The sequence below is a fragment of the Nocardia vulneris genome (genome assembly GCF_001613425.1).
Taxonomy (GTDB): Bacteria; Actinomycetota; Actinomycetes; order Mycobacteriales; family Mycobacteriaceae; genus Nocardia; species Nocardia vulneris.
This window is the reverse complement of record NZ_BDCI01000053.1, coordinates 1-20,393: the sequence shown is the minus strand read 5'-3', so window position 1 is coordinate 20,393 and position 20,393 is coordinate 1. Positions and strand designations below refer to the sequence as shown.

General features: G+C 68.5%; 23 protein-coding genes. 7 read left to right on the top strand and 16 right to left on the bottom strand.

Features of this window, described 5'->3' with window-relative positions:
* Positions 1-16: 16 nt before the first annotated feature.
* Both NVU01S_RS40695 and NVU01S_RS40690 read right to left on the bottom strand, forming a co-directional pair.
* Complete coding sequence (locus tag NVU01S_RS40695; protein ID WP_042260149.1) at positions 17-811, bottom strand: thioesterase family protein; 795 nt, start codon at positions 809-811, stop codon at positions 17-19.
* A 105-nt stretch (positions 812-916) separates the two neighbouring features.
* Positions 917-2,161, bottom strand: a complete 1,245-nt coding sequence (locus tag NVU01S_RS40690) for a KasA/KasB family beta-ketoacyl-ACP synthase (protein WP_043670667.1) — start codon at positions 2,159-2,161, stop codon at positions 917-919.
* 39 nt (positions 2,162-2,200) lie between these two features.
* Between NVU01S_RS40690 and NVU01S_RS40685 the strand changes: the two genes are divergently transcribed.
* Positions 2,201-2,764, top strand: a complete 564-nt coding sequence (locus NVU01S_RS40685) for a TetR family transcriptional regulator (RefSeq protein ID WP_043670670.1) — start codon at positions 2,201-2,203, stop codon at positions 2,762-2,764.
* A gap of 98 nt (positions 2,765-2,862) precedes the next feature.
* Here NVU01S_RS40685 and NVU01S_RS40680 read toward each other — a convergent pair whose 3' ends face one another.
* Positions 2,863-3,309, bottom strand: coding sequence for a MarR family winged helix-turn-helix transcriptional regulator (locus tag NVU01S_RS40680; RefSeq protein ID WP_043670671.1), 447 nt, complete (start codon positions 3,307-3,309; stop codon positions 2,863-2,865).
* A 56-nt stretch (positions 3,310-3,365) separates the two neighbouring features.
* Between NVU01S_RS40680 and NVU01S_RS40675 the strand changes: the two genes are divergently transcribed.
* The gene (locus tag NVU01S_RS40675; protein WP_043670674.1) at positions 3,366-3,767 is read left to right on the top strand and encodes a VOC family protein; all 402 of its coding nucleotides are present in this window, start codon (positions 3,366-3,368) and stop codon (positions 3,765-3,767) included.
* A gap of 156 nt (positions 3,768-3,923) precedes the next feature.
* Complete coding sequence (locus NVU01S_RS40670) at positions 3,924-5,372, top strand: ankyrin repeat domain-containing protein (RefSeq protein WP_052280605.1); 1,449 nt, start codon at positions 3,924-3,926, stop codon at positions 5,370-5,372.
* Between the two features lie 31 nt (positions 5,373-5,403).
* Here the strand turns inward: NVU01S_RS40670 and NVU01S_RS40665 are convergent, their stop codons facing one another.
* The gene (locus tag NVU01S_RS40665) at positions 5,404-6,066 is read right to left on the bottom strand and encodes a GDSL-type esterase/lipase family protein (RefSeq protein WP_043670677.1); all 663 of its coding nucleotides are present in this window, start codon (positions 6,064-6,066) and stop codon (positions 5,404-5,406) included.
* A 44-nt stretch (positions 6,067-6,110) separates the two neighbouring features.
* Positions 6,111-7,622: an FAD-dependent oxidoreductase gene (locus NVU01S_RS40660; RefSeq protein ID WP_043670681.1), complete on the bottom strand. Its 1,512-nt coding sequence runs from the start codon at positions 7,620-7,622 to the stop codon at positions 6,111-6,113.
* A gap of 253 nt (positions 7,623-7,875) precedes the next feature.
* Here NVU01S_RS40660 and NVU01S_RS40655 point away from each other — a divergent pair, with 253 nt between their 5' ends.
* Positions 7,876-8,604, top strand: coding sequence for a dienelactone hydrolase family protein (locus NVU01S_RS40655; RefSeq protein ID WP_043670684.1), 729 nt, complete (start codon positions 7,876-7,878; stop codon positions 8,602-8,604).
* Between the two features lie 103 nt (positions 8,605-8,707).
* Here NVU01S_RS40655 and NVU01S_RS40650 read toward each other — a convergent pair whose 3' ends face one another.
* Complete coding sequence (locus NVU01S_RS40650) at positions 8,708-9,142, bottom strand: DoxX family protein (protein ID WP_043670779.1); 435 nt, start codon at positions 9,140-9,142, stop codon at positions 8,708-8,710.
* A 114-nt stretch (positions 9,143-9,256) separates the two neighbouring features.
* Positions 9,257-9,619 carry a winged helix-turn-helix transcriptional regulator gene (locus NVU01S_RS40645; RefSeq protein ID WP_307685110.1) on the bottom strand — a complete coding sequence of 121 codons (363 nt, stop codon included), beginning with the start codon at positions 9,617-9,619 and terminating at the stop codon, positions 9,257-9,259.
* Between the two features lie 48 nt (positions 9,620-9,667).
* Here NVU01S_RS40645 and NVU01S_RS40640 point away from each other — a divergent pair, with 48 nt between their 5' ends.
* Complete coding sequence (locus tag NVU01S_RS40640) at positions 9,668-10,024, top strand: DoxX family protein (RefSeq protein ID WP_052280606.1); 357 nt, start codon at positions 9,668-9,670, stop codon at positions 10,022-10,024.
* A gap of 120 nt (positions 10,025-10,144) precedes the next feature.
* Here NVU01S_RS40640 and NVU01S_RS40635 read toward each other — a convergent pair whose 3' ends face one another.
* The 7 genes from NVU01S_RS40635 to NVU01S_RS40605 all read right to left on the bottom strand — a co-directional run bounded on the left by NVU01S_RS40635 (position 10,145) and on the right by NVU01S_RS40605 (position 17,345).
* Positions 10,145-10,552 carry a hypothetical protein gene (locus NVU01S_RS40635; RefSeq protein ID WP_052280607.1) on the bottom strand — a complete coding sequence of 136 codons (408 nt, stop codon included), beginning with the start codon at positions 10,550-10,552 and terminating at the stop codon, positions 10,145-10,147.
* 101 nt (positions 10,553-10,653) lie between these two features.
* A complete protein-coding gene (locus NVU01S_RS40630) occupies positions 10,654-12,072 on the bottom strand; it encodes an MFS transporter (RefSeq protein WP_043670691.1) in 1,419 nt (472 codons plus the stop codon).
* Positions 12,073-12,074: 2 nt separating this feature from the next.
* Positions 12,075-13,427, bottom strand: a complete 1,353-nt coding sequence (locus NVU01S_RS40625) for a carotenoid oxygenase family protein (protein ID WP_043670694.1) — start codon at positions 13,425-13,427, stop codon at positions 12,075-12,077.
* 86 nt (positions 13,428-13,513) lie between these two features.
* A complete protein-coding gene (locus tag NVU01S_RS40620; RefSeq protein WP_043670696.1) occupies positions 13,514-14,026 on the bottom strand; it encodes an SRPBCC family protein in 513 nt (170 codons plus the stop codon).
* A gap of 24 nt (positions 14,027-14,050) precedes the next feature.
* Positions 14,051-14,974, bottom strand: coding sequence for a VOC family protein (locus NVU01S_RS40615; protein ID WP_043670699.1), 924 nt, complete (start codon positions 14,972-14,974; stop codon positions 14,051-14,053).
* A gap of 24 nt (positions 14,975-14,998) precedes the next feature.
* Positions 14,999-15,850 carry a fumarylacetoacetate hydrolase family protein gene (locus NVU01S_RS40610; RefSeq protein WP_043670702.1) on the bottom strand — a complete coding sequence of 284 codons (852 nt, stop codon included), beginning with the start codon at positions 15,848-15,850 and terminating at the stop codon, positions 14,999-15,001.
* Between the two features lie 43 nt (positions 15,851-15,893).
* Positions 15,894-17,345, bottom strand: coding sequence for an amidohydrolase family protein (locus tag NVU01S_RS40605; protein WP_043670704.1), 1,452 nt, complete (start codon positions 17,343-17,345; stop codon positions 15,894-15,896).
* 129 nt (positions 17,346-17,474) lie between these two features.
* Here NVU01S_RS40605 and NVU01S_RS40600 point away from each other — a divergent pair, with 129 nt between their 5' ends.
* The gene (locus NVU01S_RS40600; RefSeq protein WP_043670707.1) at positions 17,475-18,158 is read left to right on the top strand and encodes a GntR family transcriptional regulator; all 684 of its coding nucleotides are present in this window, start codon (positions 17,475-17,477) and stop codon (positions 18,156-18,158) included.
* Between the two features lie 29 nt (positions 18,159-18,187).
* On the opposite strand, the gene NVU01S_RS40595 is transcribed toward NVU01S_RS40600, so the two are convergent.
* A complete protein-coding gene (locus NVU01S_RS40595) occupies positions 18,188-18,832 on the bottom strand; it encodes an alpha/beta hydrolase-fold protein (RefSeq protein WP_244896328.1) in 645 nt (214 codons plus the stop codon).
* A gap of 55 nt (positions 18,833-18,887) precedes the next feature.
* Positions 18,888-19,280, bottom strand: a complete 393-nt coding sequence (locus NVU01S_RS40590; RefSeq protein ID WP_209444800.1) for a hypothetical protein — start codon at positions 19,278-19,280, stop codon at positions 18,888-18,890.
* Positions 19,281-19,885: 605 nt separating this feature from the next.
* Between NVU01S_RS40590 and NVU01S_RS43915 the strand changes: the two genes are divergently transcribed.
* Positions 19,886-20,119 carry a hypothetical protein gene (locus NVU01S_RS43915; RefSeq protein ID WP_156161580.1) on the top strand — a complete coding sequence of 78 codons (234 nt, stop codon included), beginning with the start codon at positions 19,886-19,888 and terminating at the stop codon, positions 20,117-20,119.
* Positions 20,120-20,393: the final 274 nt, after the last annotated feature.

Genomic DNA, 20,393 nt, shown 5'->3' with positions numbered 1-20,393 from the left:
CTAGCCTCGCCTGAACCTAGCCTCGCGGGGCCAGCAACAGCGTCTGGGTGCTGCGTCCGAGCGGGCCTTTCTCGTCGTACAGCGCGGATTCGGCGAGGCCGATGCCGTGCGGCTGCGGGTAGGTGGCCGCGTCGAGGCACACCCATTCCCCCGCGGGCTGGCGATGCAGCGTGACGGTCAGGTCGGTGTTGATGAACAGATACGCCGACCAGTCCAGTACGGAGCTGACGCCGTTGCCCGAATCGGCGGCGGCCAGCGCGCGTTCCAACGGGCTCGGGTCGGTGCCCGCGACGATCGGGTACTTCAGCCGGATCCAGCAGATCGCCGGGCCGGGGTCGACGAAAGATCCTGTGATGAAACGGTATTCGATACCGGTGTGGAACCCGACCGGCTGATCGGAGGGGAAGGGCTCCGGTGTGGCGTGCGCCGGACCGGGGCGCAGGCCTTGCGGCAGGATCCGTTCGGGCAGTTCGAGTTCCGGGTCGGCGCGTTTGAATCGCCAGGCGTTGGCCTGCATTACCGGGCCGCGGTCGGTCGACAGCGTCGCTTCGATCAACTCGACGCTGCGGCCCGGTCGCGCGACGCGGGTCCGGACGGTCAGCGGTGCGAGCGGTACCGGGCCGAGAATCTCCACCGAGACCCGGCCGACCTGGAAGCCTTCGCGCGGCTCGCACCGTTCGATCGCGTGGCCGAGCAGGGCGGACGGCGGGCCGGCGTGCTGCGCGTCCGGTGACCAGGGGCCGCGGGTCAGTTCGGTCGAGACGAACCGCTGCGGATCAGCCGGATCGGGCACGTAGAAGGCGTCGCTCACGTCGTTGTCCGTCCTTCGGTTCGGCGGCATTGCTGGTGGTGCGTCGTCAACCGTTGTACAACGGCCGCTGCGCGCCCGGGATTCCGGGCTCCGCCGCGCGGCCGGCTAGACCCGGCCGAAAGCCAGCGCGACGTTGTGCCCGCCGAACCCGAACGAATTGTTCAGCGCGTAATCGATCCGCTGGGCGCGCGGCGCGCCCGCCACGATATCCAGCTCGATCGCCGGGTCCTGGTGGTCGAGATTCAAGGTGGGCGGGACGATCTGATCCCGCAGCGTCAACATGGTGACCAGCGATTCCAGCGCGCCGACCGCGCCGATCGAGTGGCCGAGCGCGGATTTGGGCGCGTAGACCGAGGCCTCGGGGGCGACCGCGGCGATCGCGTTGGCCTCGGAGGCGTCGCCGATCGAGGTCGAGGTCGCGTGGGCGTTGATGTGCTGGATATCCGAAGCCTGCAGGCCAGCCGTCTGGATCGCCTTGCGCATCGCGCGGGCCGCGCCGACTCCCTCGGGTTCGGAAGCGACGATGTGGAAAGAGTCGGAGGTGATGCCCGCACCGAGCACGCGCCCGTGGATCTCGGCGCCGCGCGCCCGCGCGTGCCGCTCCGATTCGAGCACCAGTAGCGCGCCCGCCTCGCCGAAGACGAACCCGTCCCGGTCCCGGTCGAACGGCCTGGACGCCCGTTGCGGTTCGTCGTTGCGGGTGCTCATCGCGCGCATGATGGCGAAGCTGGCGATCGGCACCTCGTGGATATGCCCCTCCACCCCGCCCGCCACCACCACGTCGGCCTCGCCGGTCCGGATCAGCCGCCACGCGTTCGCGATCGCCTCCGAGCCGGACGAGCAGGCCGAAACGGGCGCGAAAACACCTGCCTTGGCGCCGATTTCGAGGCCGACCGTGGCGGCCGGGCCGTTCGGCATCACCATCGGCACCGACAGCGGCGGCACCTTCCGGTAGCCGCCGCCGCGCATCGCGTCGACCGCGCCGATGAGCGCATCCGCACCGCCGAGCCCGGTGCCGATCGCGACGGCCAGCCGCTCGCCGTCCACCTCGGGCGCGCCCGCGCTGCGCCACACTTCACGGCCCAGCACCAGGGCCAGCTGCTCGACGTAGGACAGTCGCCGCTGTTCGACCCTGGTCAGGTGAGCCCCGGGCGGCGTCGTCAACTTGCCGCCGATGCGCACCGGCAGGTCGTAGTCGCGCACGAAATCGTCGGTCAGCTCGCCGATCCCGCTGTGCCCGAGCAGTAACTCGGACCAGGTCGTGTCCATGTCCCCGGCCAGCGAGGTGGTGGCCGCATAGCCGGTAACGACGACGGAGTCCCGAGTTTCTGAAGCGATCGTTACAGTCACGATGTCATGAATACCTGTAGCAATCGCTACAGTCAACCCATGGCCCGGCCCCTGGATCACGTCAAACGCGCCGAACTGCTCGCCGCCGTGGTGCGCTACATCGCCGATCACGGTCTCGTCGACCTGTCCCTGCGGCCGCTCGCCGCTGAACTCGGCACCAGCTCGCGGATGCTGATCTACTACTTCGCCACCAAGGAAGAGCTGCTGGTGCAGGCCTTGGCGACGCAGCGGCCCGACCTCGTCGCGCTGTTCGCCGAGGCGGCCGACACGGCCGCGCTCCGCGCCCGGCTCTGGGATTTCTGGCAGGCGAACGCCGCGGGGGACGGGCGGATCAGTGTCCGGGTGATGTTGCAGGTGCTCGGCGCGGCCTGTGCGGCCGCGAGTCCCTATGCGGAGTACGCGAACGCGGCGATCGCGACCTTCGTCGCCGCCCTGGCCGGCGGGCTGCGCGGTCTCGGGACCGTCGAAGAACCGGAATTGGTTGCCACGCTGCTTGTTTCGGGGCTGCGCGGCATTCTGCAAGACCGCCTCGTCACCGGCGACAGCGAGCGTACGGATCGCGCCGCGCGCCTGCTGATCGAACAGTCGCTGCCGCTGTCCTGAACCGCGTTCGCGCACCGCTGCGGGGGTTACTCGGCCTCTTCGGGCTCGGCTGCGGCGCGGCCGGCACTGCCGCGGCGGCCGCGCTCTTGCCCGCTGGATCAGACCTGGGTGTGGTCGAAGACTTTGCGGAGCAGCGTGGTCAGTTGGGCGCGTTCCCGAGGGGCGAGCGGTGTCAGCAGGTCGTCACCTACGGCGGTGGCTTGCTTGGTCAGCGCGGTGCGGGCGGCCCGGCCCGTGCGGGTGATGTGGACGGTCACCCGGCGCCGATCGCTGTCGTCGCGGGTGCGTTCGACATGACCCGCGGCCGCGAGTTCGTCGACGATCTTCGCGATATCGCTCGGATGGATCGCCAGCCGCTCGGCCAGATCGCGTTGCGCGTGCGGGCCGAAATCGGCGAGCGCGGCCAGGATCGCCATGTGCCACAGGCGAAGTCCGCGTTCGGCCAGCCGGTCGGCGAATCGGCCACGGGCGGTCTTGCCGACTCGCGACAGCAGATAGATGTCGAGCTCGAGCAGGCTGGGCGGCACTGCGCGTCCGGTGTCCATCGATCTATTGTAGGTGCACACCAATAATAGGCTCGCACCTACAAAAGGAGACCGTCGTGGACGCGCTGCATCCGAGGCTGCTGGTCGGCCGCTTCGCGGAATGTTTCGACTTCTATTCCGCCGTGCTGCCCGAACTGCTCGGCGCCGAGCTGATCAAGGGCACCGCGGCGGGTCCCTACGCCAACTGGGACGTGCACGGTCAAGGTGTGCTGGTGCTGTTCGACCGCGCGGCGATGGCCGAGGTCGCGGGGACCGCCGCGCGACCCGTCCAGCCGGCGCAGGACACGGTCATGTTCGTGTGCCGCGTCCCCGAGGTGGCCGCGGGATTCGACCTGTGCGTCCGGCACGGGGCGACGGTCGTCACCGGGGTCACCGAGCGGCCGCACTGGGGGCCGAACCTGCGCACCGCGCACGTGCGTGATCCGGAGGGCACCTTGATCGAGTTGCAGTCGTACTGATCAGGCTCGCGTGCTCCGGTTAAGCTGGTCGGGCACCGTCAGGGTGCGACCGGTCCGCGGGAAGGGCACAGCCCACCTGATGCTGCGACGCTCGACGCACCTCCTCTTTTCCGGCCTGAGCCGCGGACACCAGGCGCTGACGGAAAGGAGGCCCTCGTGCCCGTCCAACGTTTGTGTGACAACCCTGACCTCGAGCACCTGCGCAAGCAGGCGAAAGCGCTGCGCAAGGCCGCCGAGGCGGGCGATCCCGCGGCGCTCGCGCTGTTCGCCGAGTTCCATCCGGATCCGGCCGCACCGGTGAAACTGGCCGGGGCCCAGCTGGTCACGGCCCGGCGCTACGGCTTCGCGAGCTGGCCGAAACTGAAGCAGCACATCGACGTCGTCGCGCGCTACAGCCGTTCGCCGCACCAGGTCGAGACCGGTGCCGACCTGCCCGCAGAATTTCTCCGGCTGGCCTGCCTCACCTACGGTGACGACTATCCCGGCCGCAGCGCGGCAGCAGACGCACTGCGCGCGCAGGCGGCCGAGGCGAATGTCTACACCATGGCCGCCACCGGTTCGTTCGATGCGCTGCGCGTGCTGCTCGCCGCACAACCCGCGCTCGCCCGGGCGGACGGCGGTCCCTTCGGCTGGCCGCCGCTGCTCTACCTCTGCTATGCCCGCCTCGCCGTGCCGGGGCGCGCCGTCGATGCGGCGCGACTGCTGCTCGAACACGGTGCCGATCCGAACGCGGGCTTTCTCTGGGACGGGTTGCCCTCTCCGTTCACCGCTGTGACCGGAGCCTTGGGCGGCGGGGAGGAGGATCAGCCGAGGCATCCGCAGGGGCCGGCGCTGGCCCGGCTGCTGCTCGAGGCGGGTGCGAACGCCAACGACAGTCAGGCGCTGTACAACCTGGGACTCGGTGGGTCCTGGTCCGACGACACCACGCACCTGGAGCTGCTCCTGGACTTCGGGCTCGGCACGGGCGACGGTGGTCCCTGGAAGGCGCGACTCGGGCCGGTCCTCGCCACGCCCGCGCAACTGCTGCGCGAGGAACTGGCGACCGCCGCGTTGCGCGGCGGGCCGCGGCGCACCCGATTGCTGCTCGACCACGGCGCCGAAATCGACGGCCGCGGTGCGCATCCGGCGTTCGGTGGCCGGACGCCCTACGCACTGGCCATGCTGAACGGCCACCGCGAAGTGGCTGAAATCCTCAGGGCAGCAGGCGCTTCCGGTGTGCTCGGGCCGCAGGACCAATTCGTCGCCGCCTGCCTGCGGGGCGACCGTGCCGCCGCGACAGCGGCGCCGGAACTGCTGGCGCAGGCCCTCGCCGACACTCCCGATCTGATCAACCGGGCCGCCGAGCACGGCCATCGCGCGGCGGTCCGGCTCCTCGTCGACCTCGGCTTCGACGTCAACCATCGGCGGCGCAGCACCCCGCTGCACGAGGCGGCATGGAACGACGACGTGCCCATGGCCGAAACCCTCGTCGCCCTCGGCGCGGACCCCACGATCGAGGATCTCGACCACGAGGCCACCCCGCTCGAATTCGCTGAATACGGCCAAAAAGATTCTGCCGCAACCTATCTGCGCACCCTGTCCGACCCGCCGCCCGACACCGTTTGATCCAGGACCGGTGCTCCGGATGCGGTTCGAGTTACGCGACCAGGCGGAGCCAAGCGGCTGCCAGGGCGGCGTGCCCGGCGGGGGTCGGGTGCACGCCGTCGGCGGCCCAGTAGTCCGGGCCGGTCCGTGCGCCGAGTTCGGCGAACATGCCGTCGGCGGCGAGCAACCGTGCGTCGTAGGCGCGGGCGAGTTCGCGGACGACCTGGATCTTCGGGTCCAGGTCGACCCGCCATTTCCGGCGTATGGCGGCGTCGAGTCGCACGTGGCCTTTGTCGACGACGCCGCTGATCGGCAGTAGGAACGGCTCGATGAGGATCAGCCGGGCGCCCGTTTCGGCGAGCGGGGCGAGTAGCCGGTCGTATCCGGCGGCGAAGTCCTCCGCGGAGATCAGGTAACCGTCGGGGTCGAGCGAGTGCCAGCCGACCTCGTTGATGCCCGCGAGGACGGACACCACATCCGGGCGGCGGTCGAGCACTTCGGCCTGCCAGCGCGGTTCGAGATCGGTGACCTTGGCCCCGGCCGCCGCCGTGTTCAGCCAGCGCACCGGACGGTCGGGATGGCGCAGACCCCATTCGCCCGCGATGCGCAGGGGGTAGCCGTAGCCCAGACCGTCCGCGCTGTCGTCGCGCCGGGCGTCGGTGATCGAATCGCCGGTGAACAGCACCGTGTCGCCCGAGCGCAGGGTGATCGTCATTTGAACTCCTGAAAAATATTGGGGTAGATCATGATTCGCGTGAGTCAGGCGGCGCTGAACCAGTGCGCGGCGGCGGACTCGAACGCCGCGGCGTCGCGTTCGCCCGCCCACGCCACGAATCCGTCGGGACGGATCAGTACCGCACCGACGCCGAGATCGTCGCAGGGTGTCGCGGCCACGTATCGAATCCGGTTCGACCAGGCGGCAACTGCCGTGCGCAGGCTCGGATCGGCACCGAAGTCGAGCAGGACACCGCGTCCGTCATGGGTCAGATCGCCCAACCGGGTGTCGTCGTCGAACCTGAAATCCGGTGCGCTGCGGCCGATCATCGGGTGGGTGCCGCCGAGGTCGTAGCGAATCGAGGCGCCCGAACTGCGTTCGAAACCGTAGGTCGTGCCGTCGGCGGTCGCGAGCAGATCCCCGATCACACCGCGGAGCGCGCCGGCGATCGGGTCGGGTCGCAGGATCGCCACCTGAGCGCGGGACCAGTCGAGCACCGCGGCCCCGATCGGATGCCGTTCCGCGGTGTAGGTGTCGAGCAGTCCCGCCGGCGCGGTGCCGTGCACGGTCGCCGCGAGCTTCCAGCCCAGATTCATCGCGTCACCGATGCCGAGGTTGAGTCCCTGTCCGCCGAGCGGGGAGTGGATGTGCGCGGCGTCGCCCGCGAGCAGCACCCGCCCTTGCCGGTAGGTCGTCGTCTGCATCGCCCGATCGGTGAAACTGGAGGCGAAGTGGACCGCGTTCAGCGTGACGTCGGTGCCGGAGACCCGGCGCAGCACTTCTTGCAGATGGTCACGGGTCAGCTGCTGCGTGCGGTCGAACGCGCCGCCGTCGAAATCCATCATGCCGATATGCCCGTTCGCGGCCAGCCGGAGATACACGCCCGTCTCGGTGCGGTTGATGATTCCCTCGTCCAGCCGCGCCGGATCGGCGATATCGGCGAGCGCGACGTAGCCGGTGAATTGTGGCTCGGTGCCGACGAATTCGAAGCCCGCCAGCTTGCGCACCACGCTGCGCCCACCGTCGCAGCCGACCGCCCAGCGCGCCGCGTAGGCACTCTCCCCGGCGCGCACGAGCACCCGCTCGTCGTCCTGGTCGAGGGCGGAAACCGCTGTGCCACGCCGGATCTGCACCCCGAGCGCGACGGCCCGCTCGGTCAGCACCGACTCGAGCGCCGCGAGGGACACCATCATCGAGTGCAGCGCCGGGCTGGGCAGGTAGTACGGCAGGTCCGCGAACTCGACCCGGGCCGGATCGAGGACCAGGCCCGCGAAATGGCCGATCTGGCGCGGCGGCAGCTCCGCGTCGAAGGCGGCGCGGACGTCGTCGGGCGCACCGGAGGCTTTCCGCAGCACCGGCAGCAGCCCGCGGCGATAGAACGCCTCGGCCGAGGCGGCGGAAAGCCCTCGGCGGCCGAGTGGTTCGGCCCGCCACGGCGAGCCCGGGTCCGGTTCCCGCTCGAGCACCAGTACCGAACAGTGCGCCAGACCCAACTCGCAGGCGAGCAGGAGGCCGACCGGGCCCGCTCCCACGATCACGACATCGAATTCGTCCATGCCTCGATGGTTTTCGGGCGCTCTTGCACCGGGCTGACGCCGGACTTGCGGCGCGCCTACGGGTGAATTCTCCCGCCACCGGAAAATCGGTTGGCCGTTCACCGCGACCACTGCTACGTTTCCGATGACCGTGCAAGGACGAGGAGGTGGTACCCGTGAACGCTATATCTACCTGGGTGCTCCCCTCTGGGGTCACGGTCGGGCGATAGGTCGTCCGGGAGCGCCGCTGAACGCACTCCCGAAAGGCACGACCATGCACTTCACTTCCGAACAACGCTTCGACGACGGCGTCCTCGAACGCGTCTTCACTCTCGGCGAGATCCCCGGCATCCTGTGGACGCCCGCCACCGCCGCGCCCGCGCCGCTGATCCTGGTCGGGCACCCGGGCGGGCTGCCCGGCATGTACCCCCGGCTGGTGGGCCGAGCCCGGCACGCCGCGGCGGACGGCTACGCCTCGGTCACCATCGAACTCCCCGGCGGCGGTGACCGGCCCCGTTCGGCCGCCGCCGAGCAGGCCCGCCTCGACCTGCGCCGAGCCATCGAGGCCGGCGGTCCGGTCGACGACGAGATCGTCGCCCGGCTGATCCTTCCGCTGGTGGCACAAGCCGTCCCGGAATGGCAGGCCACCATGGATGCCGTTCTCGCGCTGCCCGAGATCGGCGGGCCGGTCGGGTACTCGGGCGGTCCGATCGGCATCGGTATCCGGCTGGCGAGGGTCGACTCGCGGATCGCGGCCGCCCTGCTGTTCGCCGGAAGTTTCGTGCCGCGCAGCATGTTCGAGGAAGCCGGGCAGGTCACCATCCCGCTGCTGGTGCTGCTGCAATGGGACGACGAAGGCAACGATCGGCAGCTGGCGCTGGATCTGTTCGACGCCTTCGGCACCGAGGAGAAGACGCTGCACGCCAACATGGGCGGACATACCGGAGTCCCGCACTTCGAAGGCGACTCGGGGAGCAGGTTTTTCGCGCGGCACCTGAAGTAGGGCCGAGCCGGCAAGGGGACCAACCCTGGAACACCCTTGCCGGCCACGCCGGAAACGATCGGCAGGCTCGAGCCTGCCGATCGTTCTCGGTCTCAGTGCGAGGTCATCGGGTGCGCAGCGAGCGCAGTCCGGTGATGGTGTCGCGGCGCTCGTAGGCGATCCAGGCGAAGATCGCCGACAGCACCAGCGGGAAGGGCGCGTACGCGGGCATATCCGTCAGGAAGACGTTGGTGGCGGCGGCCAGCAGGGTGAGGACGGACAGACCGGCCGCGGCCGGCCCGCTCAGGTACCGCACGAGCAGGCCGATACCGCCCGCGATCTCGCAGACGCCGATGAAGTACATGAGCCACGGCGAGCCGAGACCGGCTTCCCGCATGGCCACCGTGTTCTCCTCGGGAACCATGTTCAGCAGTTTCGGCAGGCCCGAGGCCAGGATGAAGAACAGGCCCAGCACGATCTGCAGGCCCCACAGGACGCGGTTGCGGACCTTGCCGGGACGGGCGGTGGTGGGGGCGGCGGTGGCGGAGATGGCGGTCATGGTCTTTCCTTCTGGGTTGGTCGCGCTGTCGGGTAGCGCGTTCACCTGAGAAGACGGAGACCCCGAAGAGAATTAATCGGTCGCGTCCCAAGATTTTTCCGACCGTGGGTCAGGTCAGGTTGTGCCTGTCGATTCTTGGAAGTCGACGAGCGCTGCTCCGTGGACCTGTGCCCACTCCGTCAGCATCGCTATCGGCCCCTGCAGTGTCCGGCCGAGCGGGGTCAGGCTGTACTCCACCCGCGGTGGTGCTTCGGCGTAGCGGTGCCGATCGATGAGGCCGTTGCTCTGCAGTCGGCGCAAAGTCTGGGTCAGCACCTTCCGGGAGATGCCGCCGGACAGAGCGACGAGTTCACTGTGCCGCTTGGGGCCGTCCGCGAGCGCGTACAGGGTGACCACCGACCACTTGTTCGCAATGACCTCGAGCGCTGTGCGCGCAGGGCAGTCGGACATGAACATGATTCCGGCAGGAGGAGGCACGGCCGAAGGTTACCAAAAGGTACCTATCGGATTTCTAGCGTTTCCCCCATGCATATCGCAGCCTTGATCCTGTCCGTCCTGCTCGCCGTGGCGATGCTCCAGTCCGGAGTGATGAAATTCGTCCGCCCCGCGTGGATCCGCCGCTTCGCCGACGCGGTCCACCTCACCGATTCCCAGCTCACCGTGCTCGGCAGCCTGCAGATCGCCGCGACCATCGGTCTGATCTGGGGTATCTGGTTCCCGCCCTTCGCGATCGCCGCCGCGATCGGCCTGGTGCTCTACTTCGGCGGCGCGATCGTCGTCCACCTGCGCACCGGCGACCGGAACATGTCGGGAGCCATGGTCTTTCTCCTGCTGTCGCTCGCGACGTTGTTCGTGCTCGGTCTCGAGATGTTCCTCGCCTGAGCGGTTCCGTCTTCGGCACCGAGAAGCCACGCGGCCGACGAGATCCCTACTGTCCGTAGGGATCTCGTATCGGTCGAGACAGTGGGCGGATGAGCTGTGCGGGCCGGGTGGTGAGCCGGATCAGCGGTCGACTCTGCCGGTGAGACCGCCGATCCGGGTATCGGCATGGTCTGCGGCGGTCACCGCGCAGAGGATTCCGTCGTTCGGGACCATCCAGTAGTCGAGATGGGTGTTCTCGGCGAGGATTTCGCTCAGCCGCTGTTTGCAGAAGCCCCAGGCGTCGAGGCCGCCGGACGGGTGCTTGGCGAGAGCACCGTACCCTGCCCTGAGGATCACTTCGCCGTAGTGCGGCTCGGCACACGACTTCAGGTGTACCGCTTCATCGAATCGAGCGCTGTAATCCCAGCAGTCGCCGACCTGGAGATGCGTATGGTCCCGGGACCCGCCGTCGTAGTAGTACAGCCCTACCGCACTGACCACGAGGACGAGTGCGGCGCCGAATGCGGCGACGACGATCCGAAAACGCACGTCGAGATCTCCAGTTGTCCTATACACCAAGCGAAATGGCGTGCCCCAGTCATATCACAGATCGGCGTACCGGGGCACAGCCAAGCGGTGTTCAGCCGATCTCACCCGGTGGGTCGGTCGCGGAGGATGGCGGTCAGCAGGGCCGCGGCTGCGGCGATGGCCGCGGTGACGGCGAACGCGGTGCCGTACGCGTGCGCGAGCTGCGATGCAGTGGGTTGGCCGGAGTCGCCGGTCGCCGTGGTGATGGCGAGTAGTCCGGCCAGCCCCAGCGCACCGCCGATTTGGCGGGTGGTGTTGATCAGCCCGCCGGCCAGCCCGGTGTGTTCGGCGGGGACGTCGGTGGTGGCGCGCGCGGTGAGCAGGACGAACGCGACGCCTTGTCCGGTGCCGATGAGTAGTGACGGGGCGGCGATGTCGGTCAGAAATCGTCCGTCGACGGGGGTGCGCGCGAGCCACGCCAGTCCGGCTGCGAGCAGGGCCAGTGCGGCGGTCAGCAGCGCGCGGGTATTGAGATATCGAGTCAGTCTCGGGGTGATCGTGGAGGCCGCTGTGATCATGATCGCCAGCGGCAGTTGGGTGAGGCCGGCTCGGATCGGGGTGTAGCCGAGCACCTTCTGCTGGTAGAGCGGGAGGAAGAAGAACAGTCCCAGCCATACCGCGCCGAGCAGTGTCATGACGATGTTCGCGGCCAGTACTCCGCCGATGCGCAAAAGCGCGGGCGCGATGAGCGGCTGCGGCTGCCGCCGCTGTGATCCGACGAAGAGGGCGAGCAGTAATACCGCCGCGATCAGCGGGGCGAGGACGCGGGGCGCGGTCCAGCCGTACTGTCCGCCGACCGAGAGCGCGTAGGTGAGTGCGGCGAGGCCACCGGTCACGAAGGTCGCGCCCCACAGGTCGATCCGGCCGCCCGCCGGAAGATCGGCGGGCACCAGCCATATCGTGGCGACCAGCACCGCGATCGCGACCGGTGCGCCGATGAGAAACACCGCGCGCCAGCCGAATACGCCGGACAAGAGGCCGCCCGACAGCACCCCGGCGACGCCGCCGATGCCCGATACCGCGCCCCACACCCCGATCGCCCGCGCACGGCCCGCGCCTGCGGGAAACAAGGTCAGCACCAAGGCGAGTGCGGTGGGGGCGAGCAGTGCCGCGCCCACCCCCTGTCCGACTCGGGCGGCGAGCAGGACCGCGGCGGTGGGAGCGAGTCCCGCCGCGATCGAAGTGACCGTGAAAATCGCTGTGCCGGTGAGGAATACCCGCCGCCGTCCGAATACATCGCCGATTCGACCGCCCAGAATCAACAGGGCGCCGAAGACGAGTACGTAGCCGTTGACGACCCAGGAGAGCCCGACGGAGGACAGGTCGAGCCCGCGCGCGATGTCGGGCAGGGCGATATTGACGATCGAGGTGGTCAGCACCACCAGGAACTGCGCGGTGGCCAGGACAGTGAGCCCGATCCATGCCCGGGCCGACGGCGTGGGGGTTCGGGTGGCGGGGACGGGTTGTCGTCGGGAGTGCATGATCAGTCCGCGATCCAGGAGCCGTGGATACCGCCGGGCACGTGCCGGGGCAGCTCGACGGTCGCGACCGGCGGCGCGGTGAAGTCGCGCGCGTCGAGGATCAACAGCTCCGATGCCTTGCCGGCACGGTCGCCGACGAGGGTGAGCAGGTAGCCGTCGTCTTCGGCCGTGGCGTCGGTGGCGGGAACGAAAACGGCCTCACCCGGGATGCGCCCCGCGCCGGTCGGGGCCAGCAGGCGTGCGCCGGTGTCGTTGTCGTACTTGACGATTCCGACGCCGTCGTATCCGGAGCCGGGGTAGGCGACGGCGTAGCTGTAGCGGTTGCGGCGCCCGAGGTAGTCGAGGTTGATGGTCGGGAATTCGGTGACCAGTGAGTCCATCATTTCCTCGCGTGCGGTGCCCTGCCCGGGTTCGAGGACCCAGCGGTACTGCAGCGCCCCGGCGACCGGGTCGGTCTGGTATCCGGGTGCGCCGATCCACCACTTCCACGATGTCTCCCAGGCCGACCGATCCAGCCGGGGGCCTTCCACGACGACCCGCCCGGCCTCGTCTTCGTAAGCATTCGAAACATGCAGCATCGCACCGGGTTCCACGTCGAACCACTGCACCGGACCGGTGCCGGTGCGGGGCAGGATACCCATGCGGGCCTGGTAGGCGTCGTCCCACCGGTAAGGGATGCCGGAGGCTTCGGCAGGGTTGAACGTCACCGAAAGGTCCAGCCACACCGCGTAGTGCTCGGTGATCGCGAAGTCGTGCATCAGCGACGGGCCCGCCCCCTCGACGACCTGCTGGTGCCGGATGTCACCCTCGGCCGAGGCGATGTAGTAGATCAGGTGCGGCGCCACGGGGGAGTAGGCGAAGAAATGCAGTTCACCGGTGACCGGGTCCACCTTCGGGTGCGCGGTCATCGCGGTTTTCAGCTTGCCGCCGAAGTCGTAGGCGCCCACCGTATCCAGCTCCGGAGTCACCTCGAACGGCAGGTTCGACTCCTGCAGCGCCAGGATGCGACCGGCGTGCTCGATGATGTGGGTGCCCGCCACACTGGCGGTCAGATCGATGCTGCCGTCCTCGCGGATGTAGGGTGCGCCGTCGAGGGCGGGCGTCTTCACCCACCGGTTGCGATACCACTCGGCCTGACCGTCACGCAGCCGCAGGCCGTGGAGCATGCCCGCGCCTTTGAACCAATGTGTCGGTATGTCACCGGGTTTCGGATTATGGCCGTTGCGGAAGTAGCGGCCGTTCAGTTCGGTGGGGATGGTTCCGCGCACCGTCAGGTGGTGCGCGGTCACCTCATCCGGCACCGGCTGGTAGTGGCCGGTCAGATAAGGCTTGGCAAGCGTGGTGTCGCTGTTCATCGGATTACCTCGTGATGTGCTCTAGCGGCAGCGGCGCGTTCCGAGAACGCGTCCATGCCAGGGGTTTCCGTCGTCCGGTCGCCGAACTATCCGGCTGTGCCCTCGATGTGCGCCTTCAGCAGTTCCAGTCCGGGCTGGACCTGCACCGGGTCTTCGACCGGGTGCGGGCCGGGCGGCTCGGTGTCGGGGATCAGCCGCTGAAAAACCCTGCAGAACAAGGTCGTTCCGTCGCCGAGGTCGAAGGTGGTGAAGGTGGCGATGGCGTGCATCGCGGGGGCCGGGGTGCCGTCGTCGAGGATGTCGCGGCCGACCACGGTCCACAGCTTGCCGGGAACCCGCGCCACCACGGTGTATTCCTTCGGCTTCTCGTTCAATTCCGGAAAGATGTACTCGAGCAGCACATCCCCGAGTTCGGCGGGGACCCCTTCGGTGCCGCGTCGCACCTCGGTTCCCGAGGCGAACGGCAGCCACTTCGGCAGATTCGACCAGGTCGTCGCCCAGTCGTAGACGACCTGCGCCGGGCGTTCGACGATGATGCGGTTCTCGACGAACCGGATGTTGAGGTTGTCCGGGATCTGCGGTTCGTACAGGTCAGACATGATCTCTCCTAGGTAGGTAGGCCGCTATCCGGCGTGGTGGGCGCCGGTCATCAGCGCGGCGAGGTCTTCGGGGTGCAGGAACGACGGCGGCGGTGGCGGGCCCCAGCTGAACAGGCCTTGGGCGCCTTCGAAGACTTCCGGGGTCCAGAGTTGGTCGTCGATGATCGAGTCCATGTCGGAGTAGTACTCGGAGAAGTTGCCCGCGGGATCCTTGAGGTACCAGAAGAAGTTCGAGCCCGCGTGGTGGCGTCCGAGTCCCCAGATGTGTCGTTCCGGATGACCCTCGAGCATCGCGGTGGCCCCACGGCCGACGTCGTCGATGTCGTCGAGTTGCCACGAGGTGTGGTGCAGGAAGTTGACCGGCGCGTTGAGCACCAGCACGTTGTGGTGGTCGGTCGAACAGCGCAGGAACGCGCCTTCGCCCTTGATCTCGTCGGAGAGTTTGAAACCCAGACCGTCGACGAAGAACCGGCGGGTGGCCGCGTAGTCCACCGAGCCCAGGACCGCGTGGCCGAGCTTGCGCGGCCGGATCGGCTCCGCACGCAGCACACCGGGGGCACGGGTGCCCTGGCGTTCGATGCGGCCGGGCCCGTTGTACGGGGTCGCCGGTGTGACCGGCTGGGTGATACGGCCCGAGACCTGCACTACGGCACGGAAATTGGCGACCGGTTCGGTGGTGGCGACCGCGTCGGCGGTGCGTTCCACCGGCAGGCCGAGCTTGTGCAGGCGGGCGGCCACCGCGTCCAGATCGTCGGAATCGTCTGCGCCGATGACGATTTCGGCCAGCCGCCGGGCGGGTGCGCGGATGAGCCGGAGTTGGTCGCCGCCGTCGCGGGTGGACAGCCAGCCGTCGGGTCGGGGCGCGAGCCCGAATTCGGTGTAGTAGTCGCGGGTCGCCGCTGGATCCGGTACGCCGATGGTGACCGACGACAGTCGGTGTAATGCCATTGTGTCTCCAGGGAATTCGGGGGCCTACTGCCCGGCGACGATCAGGTGACGCATCTCGCCGACGCCGCGCACGTAGCTGACCAGTTCGTCGCCGGGGGCGAGATACCGCTGCGGAGTGCGACCGAACCCGACGCCGGCCGGGGTGCCGGTGAAGATGACATCGCCGGGCAGCAGCGGCGTGATCGCGGAGAGCCGTGCGATCAGCTCGGTGACCGGGAAAACCATGTCGGAGGTCCGGCCCTGCTGCATCTGCTCACCGTTGATCAGGCAGCCCAGTTCCAGATCGTCGGGGTCATCGAACTCGTCCGGCGTGACCAGCACCGGCCCGATCGGCCCGAAGCCCGGGAAGGACTTACCCATGCTGAACTGCGCCGCCGGGCCTACCCGCTGCCGGACACGTTCGGAAATATCCTGTCCCACAGAGACTCCCGCGACGTAATCCCACGCGTCCGCGGCGGCGACGCGATGCGCTCGGCGGCCGAGTACGACAACCAGTTCGACCTCCCAGTCCACCTTGCCCGGCACCAGCGTGACCGTTCCGTACGGATCAGCCAGCGAGGTCACGAACTTCGTGAACACCGGTGGTTCGGCGGGCACCCCGAGCGACGACTCCGCGGCGTGGTCGGCGTAATTCAGGCCGATGGCGAACAGCTGCCGAGGATGCGGGGCGGGATTGCCGAATTCCGTTACGGGGAACTCGGACAGCGGCGTGCCCTCGGCGGTGACGGTCGGGCAGAACTCGAGCAGTTCGTCCCAGTGCTCGTAGGCGTCCTGGATATTCGGACTGAACCACCCACCGCTGGCGCGGGCTATGTCGATGACGGTATCGGACGCGGTGATCAGCGACAGCCGATCCGAGATGGTGGCGAAACGCATGGTGTGGACTCCTGACCTGAAGAGGTGAGCGGTTCGGAAGGGGTCAGCGCGGCGTCGGCGCGGGGTCGCCGTGCGTGGTCGCGGACCGGTAGTCGGTGTAGGTGTAGGGGTTGTCGAGGACCTTGGTCTCGGGGATCTCCGGATTCATGCCCGCGCGCCACGCCTGCTCCCCGAGTTCGGCGCGCAGGTAGTCGACCGTCGCCTGCGCCGCTCGACGCGCACCGGCCAGGTCGACACCGACCAGCCGGTGGTCGCGTTTCACGATCCGGCCGTCGACCAGGACCGTGTCGACATCGGCCCGCTGCGCGTGCAGGACGACGTGTCCGTGCGGGTTGAGCAGCGGCGACATCGCCGGCGAAGCGTCGTTGCGGACGAGCACGAGGTCCGCCTTCTTGCCGACCTGCACACTGCCGATCTCGTCGTCGCGCCCGATCGCTCGCGCGCCGCCCCGGGTCGCCCACTCGACGACCTGCTCGGCATGCAGCGAGGCATGGGTGACGGTCTCACCGCGCGTGTGCGCCGCCTGATGCTCGGCCGCGCGGTCGGCGCCCAACGTCGTGCGCATGGCGGAGAACAGGTCACCGCTGCAGAGCACACAGCTGTCCAGCGACAGCGACACGGGAATTCCGTGCGCGCGCAGCGCGGCCGTGGCGGGATAACCCTGCCCGGCACTCTGCTCGCTCTCCGTGGACACCGACACCGATCCGCCGCTCGCCGCGATGCGGGCGTAGGAATCCGCCGACAGCGTCGAGGCGTGCACGTACACCGTCCTGGCCTCGGCGTAGCCGTGCTCGTGGATCAGTCGCACGGCGTCGTCACCGGTCGCGCCCCACACTCCGGCGTGCGTGGTCACGGCCAGGTCCAGCTCGCGGGCGACCTCGAACGCCGCCTGCTCGGGAAAGCTCGGATCGCCGGTGACGTCGAAGGCGATCTGGAAGCCCTCGAGCTCGCCGGCCCGACGGTCGAAGAACTTGCGGAATTCCGGTGTGCCCGTCCAGTTCGCGGGCGCGTCCTGGATGTTGCCGTAGGCCAGCACGAACCTGCCCGGTACCGCGGCGAGCGCGTCGACCGCCGCGTCGGCGTGGTCGATCGTCTGCAGGCCGTGCGACCAGTCCACACAGGTGGTGACCCCGGCATCGAGCGCCTCCAGTGCGCCGAGGAGGTTCCCGGCGTAGATGTCCTCGGGCCGGAACTTCGTGCCCCAGTTCAGGTAGTACCAGACGAAGTATTGCGTGAGTGTCCAGTCCGCACCGTAGCCACGGGTCGTGGTCTGCCACATGTGCCGGTGCGTGTCGACCATCCCGGGCATCACGATGCCGCCGCGGGCATCGATCTCGTCGGTGCCGTCGGGCACGACGAGGTCGACGCCGATGGCGGCGATCCGGCCGTCGACCACGAGCACGTCGTGGCCCTCGAGAACGGTACGGGCGGAATCCATGGTGAGGACGGTGCCGCCGCGGAGCACGGACGGACGGCCAACGGTGTGCGAGTGCATGGCAACTCCTCCAATAGTGCTGCTCGGCAGGGGTTTCCGGCGCTCGGAGGCCGACCAACCCGCTGTTTCGAAACTAGACGCAAACTTTCGAAAGTTCAAGAGGTATTCGTAAACTGCTAGAGTGGGGTCATGGCGAAGAGTGGCGGGACGACCCGCACCGACGGCATCCACGAGGCGTTGCGTGCCGACATCCTCGGCGGTCGGCTGGTGCCGGGTGCCCGGCTCAAGTTCCCGGACCTGGCCGATCGGTACCAGGTGAGCGTCGGCGCCACCCGCGAGGTGCTGACCCGGCTGGTCGCCGAGGGGCTGGTGGTGGCGAAACCGCATCAGGGCTACCAGGTCCGCCCGCTGTCCCATCAGGACCTGGCCGAGCTGACGCAGGCGCGGGCGGAGATCGAATCCCTGGTCCTGCGACTGTCCGTGACGGAGGGCGATATGCGCTGGGAGGCCGATGCCGTTGCGGCGCACCATCTTCTGGAACGCGCGCCCTACCGGGACCCGGCCGATCCGGACCGCCTGACCGACGAATGGTCGCAAGCCCACGCCGCCTTCCATCACGCGCTGCTGACGGGCTGTCCCAACCGGCGGCTGCTCGACACGGCGCGGTCGCTTCGGCAGGAGGCCGAGCTGTACCGGCAGTGGTCGGTGTCCCTGGGTGACGAACCCGACCGCGACGTCGCCGCCGAACACCGCGCACTGCTCGACGCCGTCCTGGCCCGCGACGCCGACCACGCACAGCACCTACTGCGCGACCACATCACGCACACCACTCGACTACTGATCAGCTGCGCAGCCGATCAACCGAACCGCTAGTCGGCCGAAATGGTTTGTGTCCCAACGGCCTAGCGTTGTCCGAACGCCCACGCCGCCATCATGGGAAATTCTTGCGCCAGAGTGCGCCGCCGTGCGATCCGGCCCGCTCGTTCAGCACGACATCTGCCCCCGCAGCGCGTAACGCACCGGGTCGCGTTCTGGTGGAAGAACGGCTCCAGGGTGCCGGCGACGAGGTACGTGCGCGGCAGCGGACTCGGCATGACGGCAGGTGGTCGATATCCTCCGCCGGGTGAGGCGCACCAGATGGTGCCGTAGACGTCTGGATGCCGCAGTCCCATGGCCAGTGCCAGCTCTCCACTAGCCGACGCGCCGCACACCGCGGTGCGCTCAGCGGGCAGGGCCATCCCGAACCGCGATCGCAACCACCGGCTCACGTCTACGCCGAAGAACCGCTCATGTGCCGAGAATCGCGCAGGATCGAAGCCTGGCGAGCACTCGTGGAGCCGCTGCGCCTCATCGGCCGCGCGGTGTACCCCGACGATCACCGTGGCCGGCACGTCCGCGGCCGCCGGATCAACGCCCCACTGCGTAACCAACTCGCCGTCACCGGCGAACACCACCGCCTCCGGCCGATCCGCCGGAACATAGACCGTCACACGCCGCCCACCGTCGTAGTCGAAGGCCTCGGTGACCAGTTCCCCCGCCATTGCCATCGGCGACTCCTTTCTGGTTGCGGTGCCGGCGGCCGTGTCGACAAGTGTGCCGTTGTCACCGCGGGCGGGGACTCAGGTGCTGCGGCAATGGCACGCCCCACCAGGGGATCTTTCGTTGTAATCCCCGGAGAATCGTGAGCGTCTCTGCGTCGGAGATGCCCATGATGATGGACCAGTCCCTTCCGCAGCCGAGTACATCACTGGCGAAGAAGATCTCGGTGGACACCAGCACCCTCCGCCAGTCGGTGGCGCTCAACGGTTCGCCCGCGATCAGCGCCGACTCCAGCCGGCTTCCTTGTTCGCTTACGTCTCCCACGTCCCGGAAACCCATCGCGACCGCGAGCGCGTCGCTACAGCGTGCCGGGCCACCCCAACGGCCTATGCCATCAACGAGCACCTTGCGCTCGATATCCGACAGTTCAACGGCCACAAGGTCATCCGACTCCATCAACCCAGGATGGTCGACGATGAAGGGTCACGCCACAGCGCACGAAAGTCGACTGGTGACAGGTGCAACCTGAAGGTGACAGCTGAACCTGTCGGCACAAGACCGATGTCTTGCGTCAACCGGTGGCAGGATCCGATGGTGAGTTCGGTTGTCCGGACCAGCCCTCGAGACGCGCGGCAATGCCGAATTCGGGGCGGTCTTCAGTGCCGAGTGTTGTTCCGGAAGTTCGTCGCATCACCGGGTTGCTCCATCATGCGGCGTGTTCGACCGGCGTGCCCCAGGGCTCCCTACCGGAGTTTCCGCGGATATGGCGTAGGCGCTGATCCCGGCGCCGGGGCTGCCGGAACCCCGTCCCGACCGTCGCTGAGACTGCCGCGCGGAATGCGTGACGGGCGCGGTTATCGAAAGATTATGTACTGCAACCGCTTTCACCCACCACGCTGTGTACTGTGACGACCGGGCCGCGTTCCGGCCGGAGCTGAGCCGGCCGACGGGACGACCCTGCCGGTGACCCGGTATCCAGTCGCCGAGTTCGCCGGTTTCGCGGCGCGGCGGGCGGTTGAGCGATCATCGCTGGGGTGTGACAGGAATGAGGGAGTGTGGCGATGTCTGTGGTGCACAAGGGTGGAGTGGTCGGTTTTCTTTCCGCGGTGGCGATCGGTGCTGTCGTATCGATGGCTGGACCGGCCGAGGCGCAGTCTGTGGGGGGCTTGCATTGCGGAAAGAGCGCGGACAGCGCACAGTGGCAGCACATGGGCGCTGCCATCCGGTGCAGTGAAGTCGCGCCGGATGCGCCGACAGACTGGAAGGGCGGTGACGACAGTGGCTGGGGGCTCTGACGCCACTCAACGGTGAATGACGTCACTCGGAGCCGATCCGGGGCGGGCTGTCCGCGAATCGCCCGCCCCAGTTCGGCAAGCCATGTGCGAGCTACACCGATACCGCGGGCGCGCAGCCGCTGAACGAGAACATCTCACCGGACACCTGGACCAGATCCTGGCCGGGATCAGGCCCTGGCGCCAATGCTGAGTAGCTGTCGAGTCCGACCGATCTGTGCCCCCTCTGGTCCGACCCAAGAGTGGCCCTCAGACCGATCTCACGAACGCACGCTCA

Bases quoted from the DNA above. Each gene is read 5' to 3' on its own strand.
- NVU01S_RS40605 (WP_043670704.1), bottom strand. From the start codon at position 17,345: ATGCACTCGCACACCGTTGGCCGTCCGTCCGTGCTCCGCGGCGGCACC.
- NVU01S_RS40620 (WP_043670696.1), bottom strand. From the start codon at position 14,026: ATGTCTGACCTGTACGAACCGCAGATCCCGGACAACCTCAACATCCGG.
- NVU01S_RS40615 (WP_043670699.1), bottom strand. From the start codon at position 14,974: ATGGCATTACACCGACTGTCGTCGGTCACCATCGGCGTACCGGATCCA.
- NVU01S_RS40630 (WP_043670691.1), bottom strand. From the start codon at position 12,072: ATGCACTCCCGACGACAACCCGTCCCCGCCACCCGAACCCCCACGCCG.
- NVU01S_RS40600 (WP_043670707.1), top strand. From the start codon at position 17,475: ATGGCGAAGAGTGGCGGGACGACCCGCACCGACGGCATCCACGAGGCG.
- NVU01S_RS43915 (WP_156161580.1), top strand. From the start codon at position 19,886: ATGTCTGTGGTGCACAAGGGTGGAGTGGTCGGTTTTCTTTCCGCGGTG.
- NVU01S_RS40590 (WP_209444800.1), bottom strand. From the start codon at position 19,280: ATGGAGTCGGATGACCTTGTGGCCGTTGAACTGTCGGATATCGAGCGC.
- NVU01S_RS40665 (WP_043670677.1), bottom strand. From the start codon at position 6,066: ATGACGATCACCCTGCGCTCGGGCGACACGGTGCTGTTCACCGGCGAT.
- NVU01S_RS40650 (WP_043670779.1), bottom strand. From the start codon at position 9,142: ATGACCGCCATCTCCGCCACCGCCGCCCCCACCACCGCCCGTCCCGGC.
- NVU01S_RS40660 (WP_043670681.1), bottom strand. From the start codon at position 7,622: ATGGACGAATTCGATGTCGTGATCGTGGGAGCGGGCCCGGTCGGCCTC.
- NVU01S_RS40640 (WP_052280606.1), top strand. From the start codon at position 9,668: ATGCATATCGCAGCCTTGATCCTGTCCGTCCTGCTCGCCGTGGCGATG.
- NVU01S_RS40610 (WP_043670702.1), bottom strand. From the start codon at position 15,850: ATGCGTTTCGCCACCATCTCGGATCGGCTGTCGCTGATCACCGCGTCC.
- NVU01S_RS40680 (WP_043670671.1), bottom strand. From the start codon at position 3,309: ATGGACACCGGACGCGCAGTGCCGCCCAGCCTGCTCGAGCTCGACATC.
- NVU01S_RS40595 (WP_244896328.1), bottom strand. From the start codon at position 18,832: ATGGCAATGGCGGGGGAACTGGTCACCGAGGCCTTCGACTACGACGGT.
- NVU01S_RS40685 (WP_043670670.1), top strand. From the start codon at position 2,201: ATGGCCCGGCCCCTGGATCACGTCAAACGCGCCGAACTGCTCGCCGCC.
- NVU01S_RS40655 (WP_043670684.1), top strand. From the start codon at position 7,876: ATGCACTTCACTTCCGAACAACGCTTCGACGACGGCGTCCTCGAACGC.
- NVU01S_RS40625 (WP_043670694.1), bottom strand. From the start codon at position 13,427: ATGAACAGCGACACCACGCTTGCCAAGCCTTATCTGACCGGCCACTAC.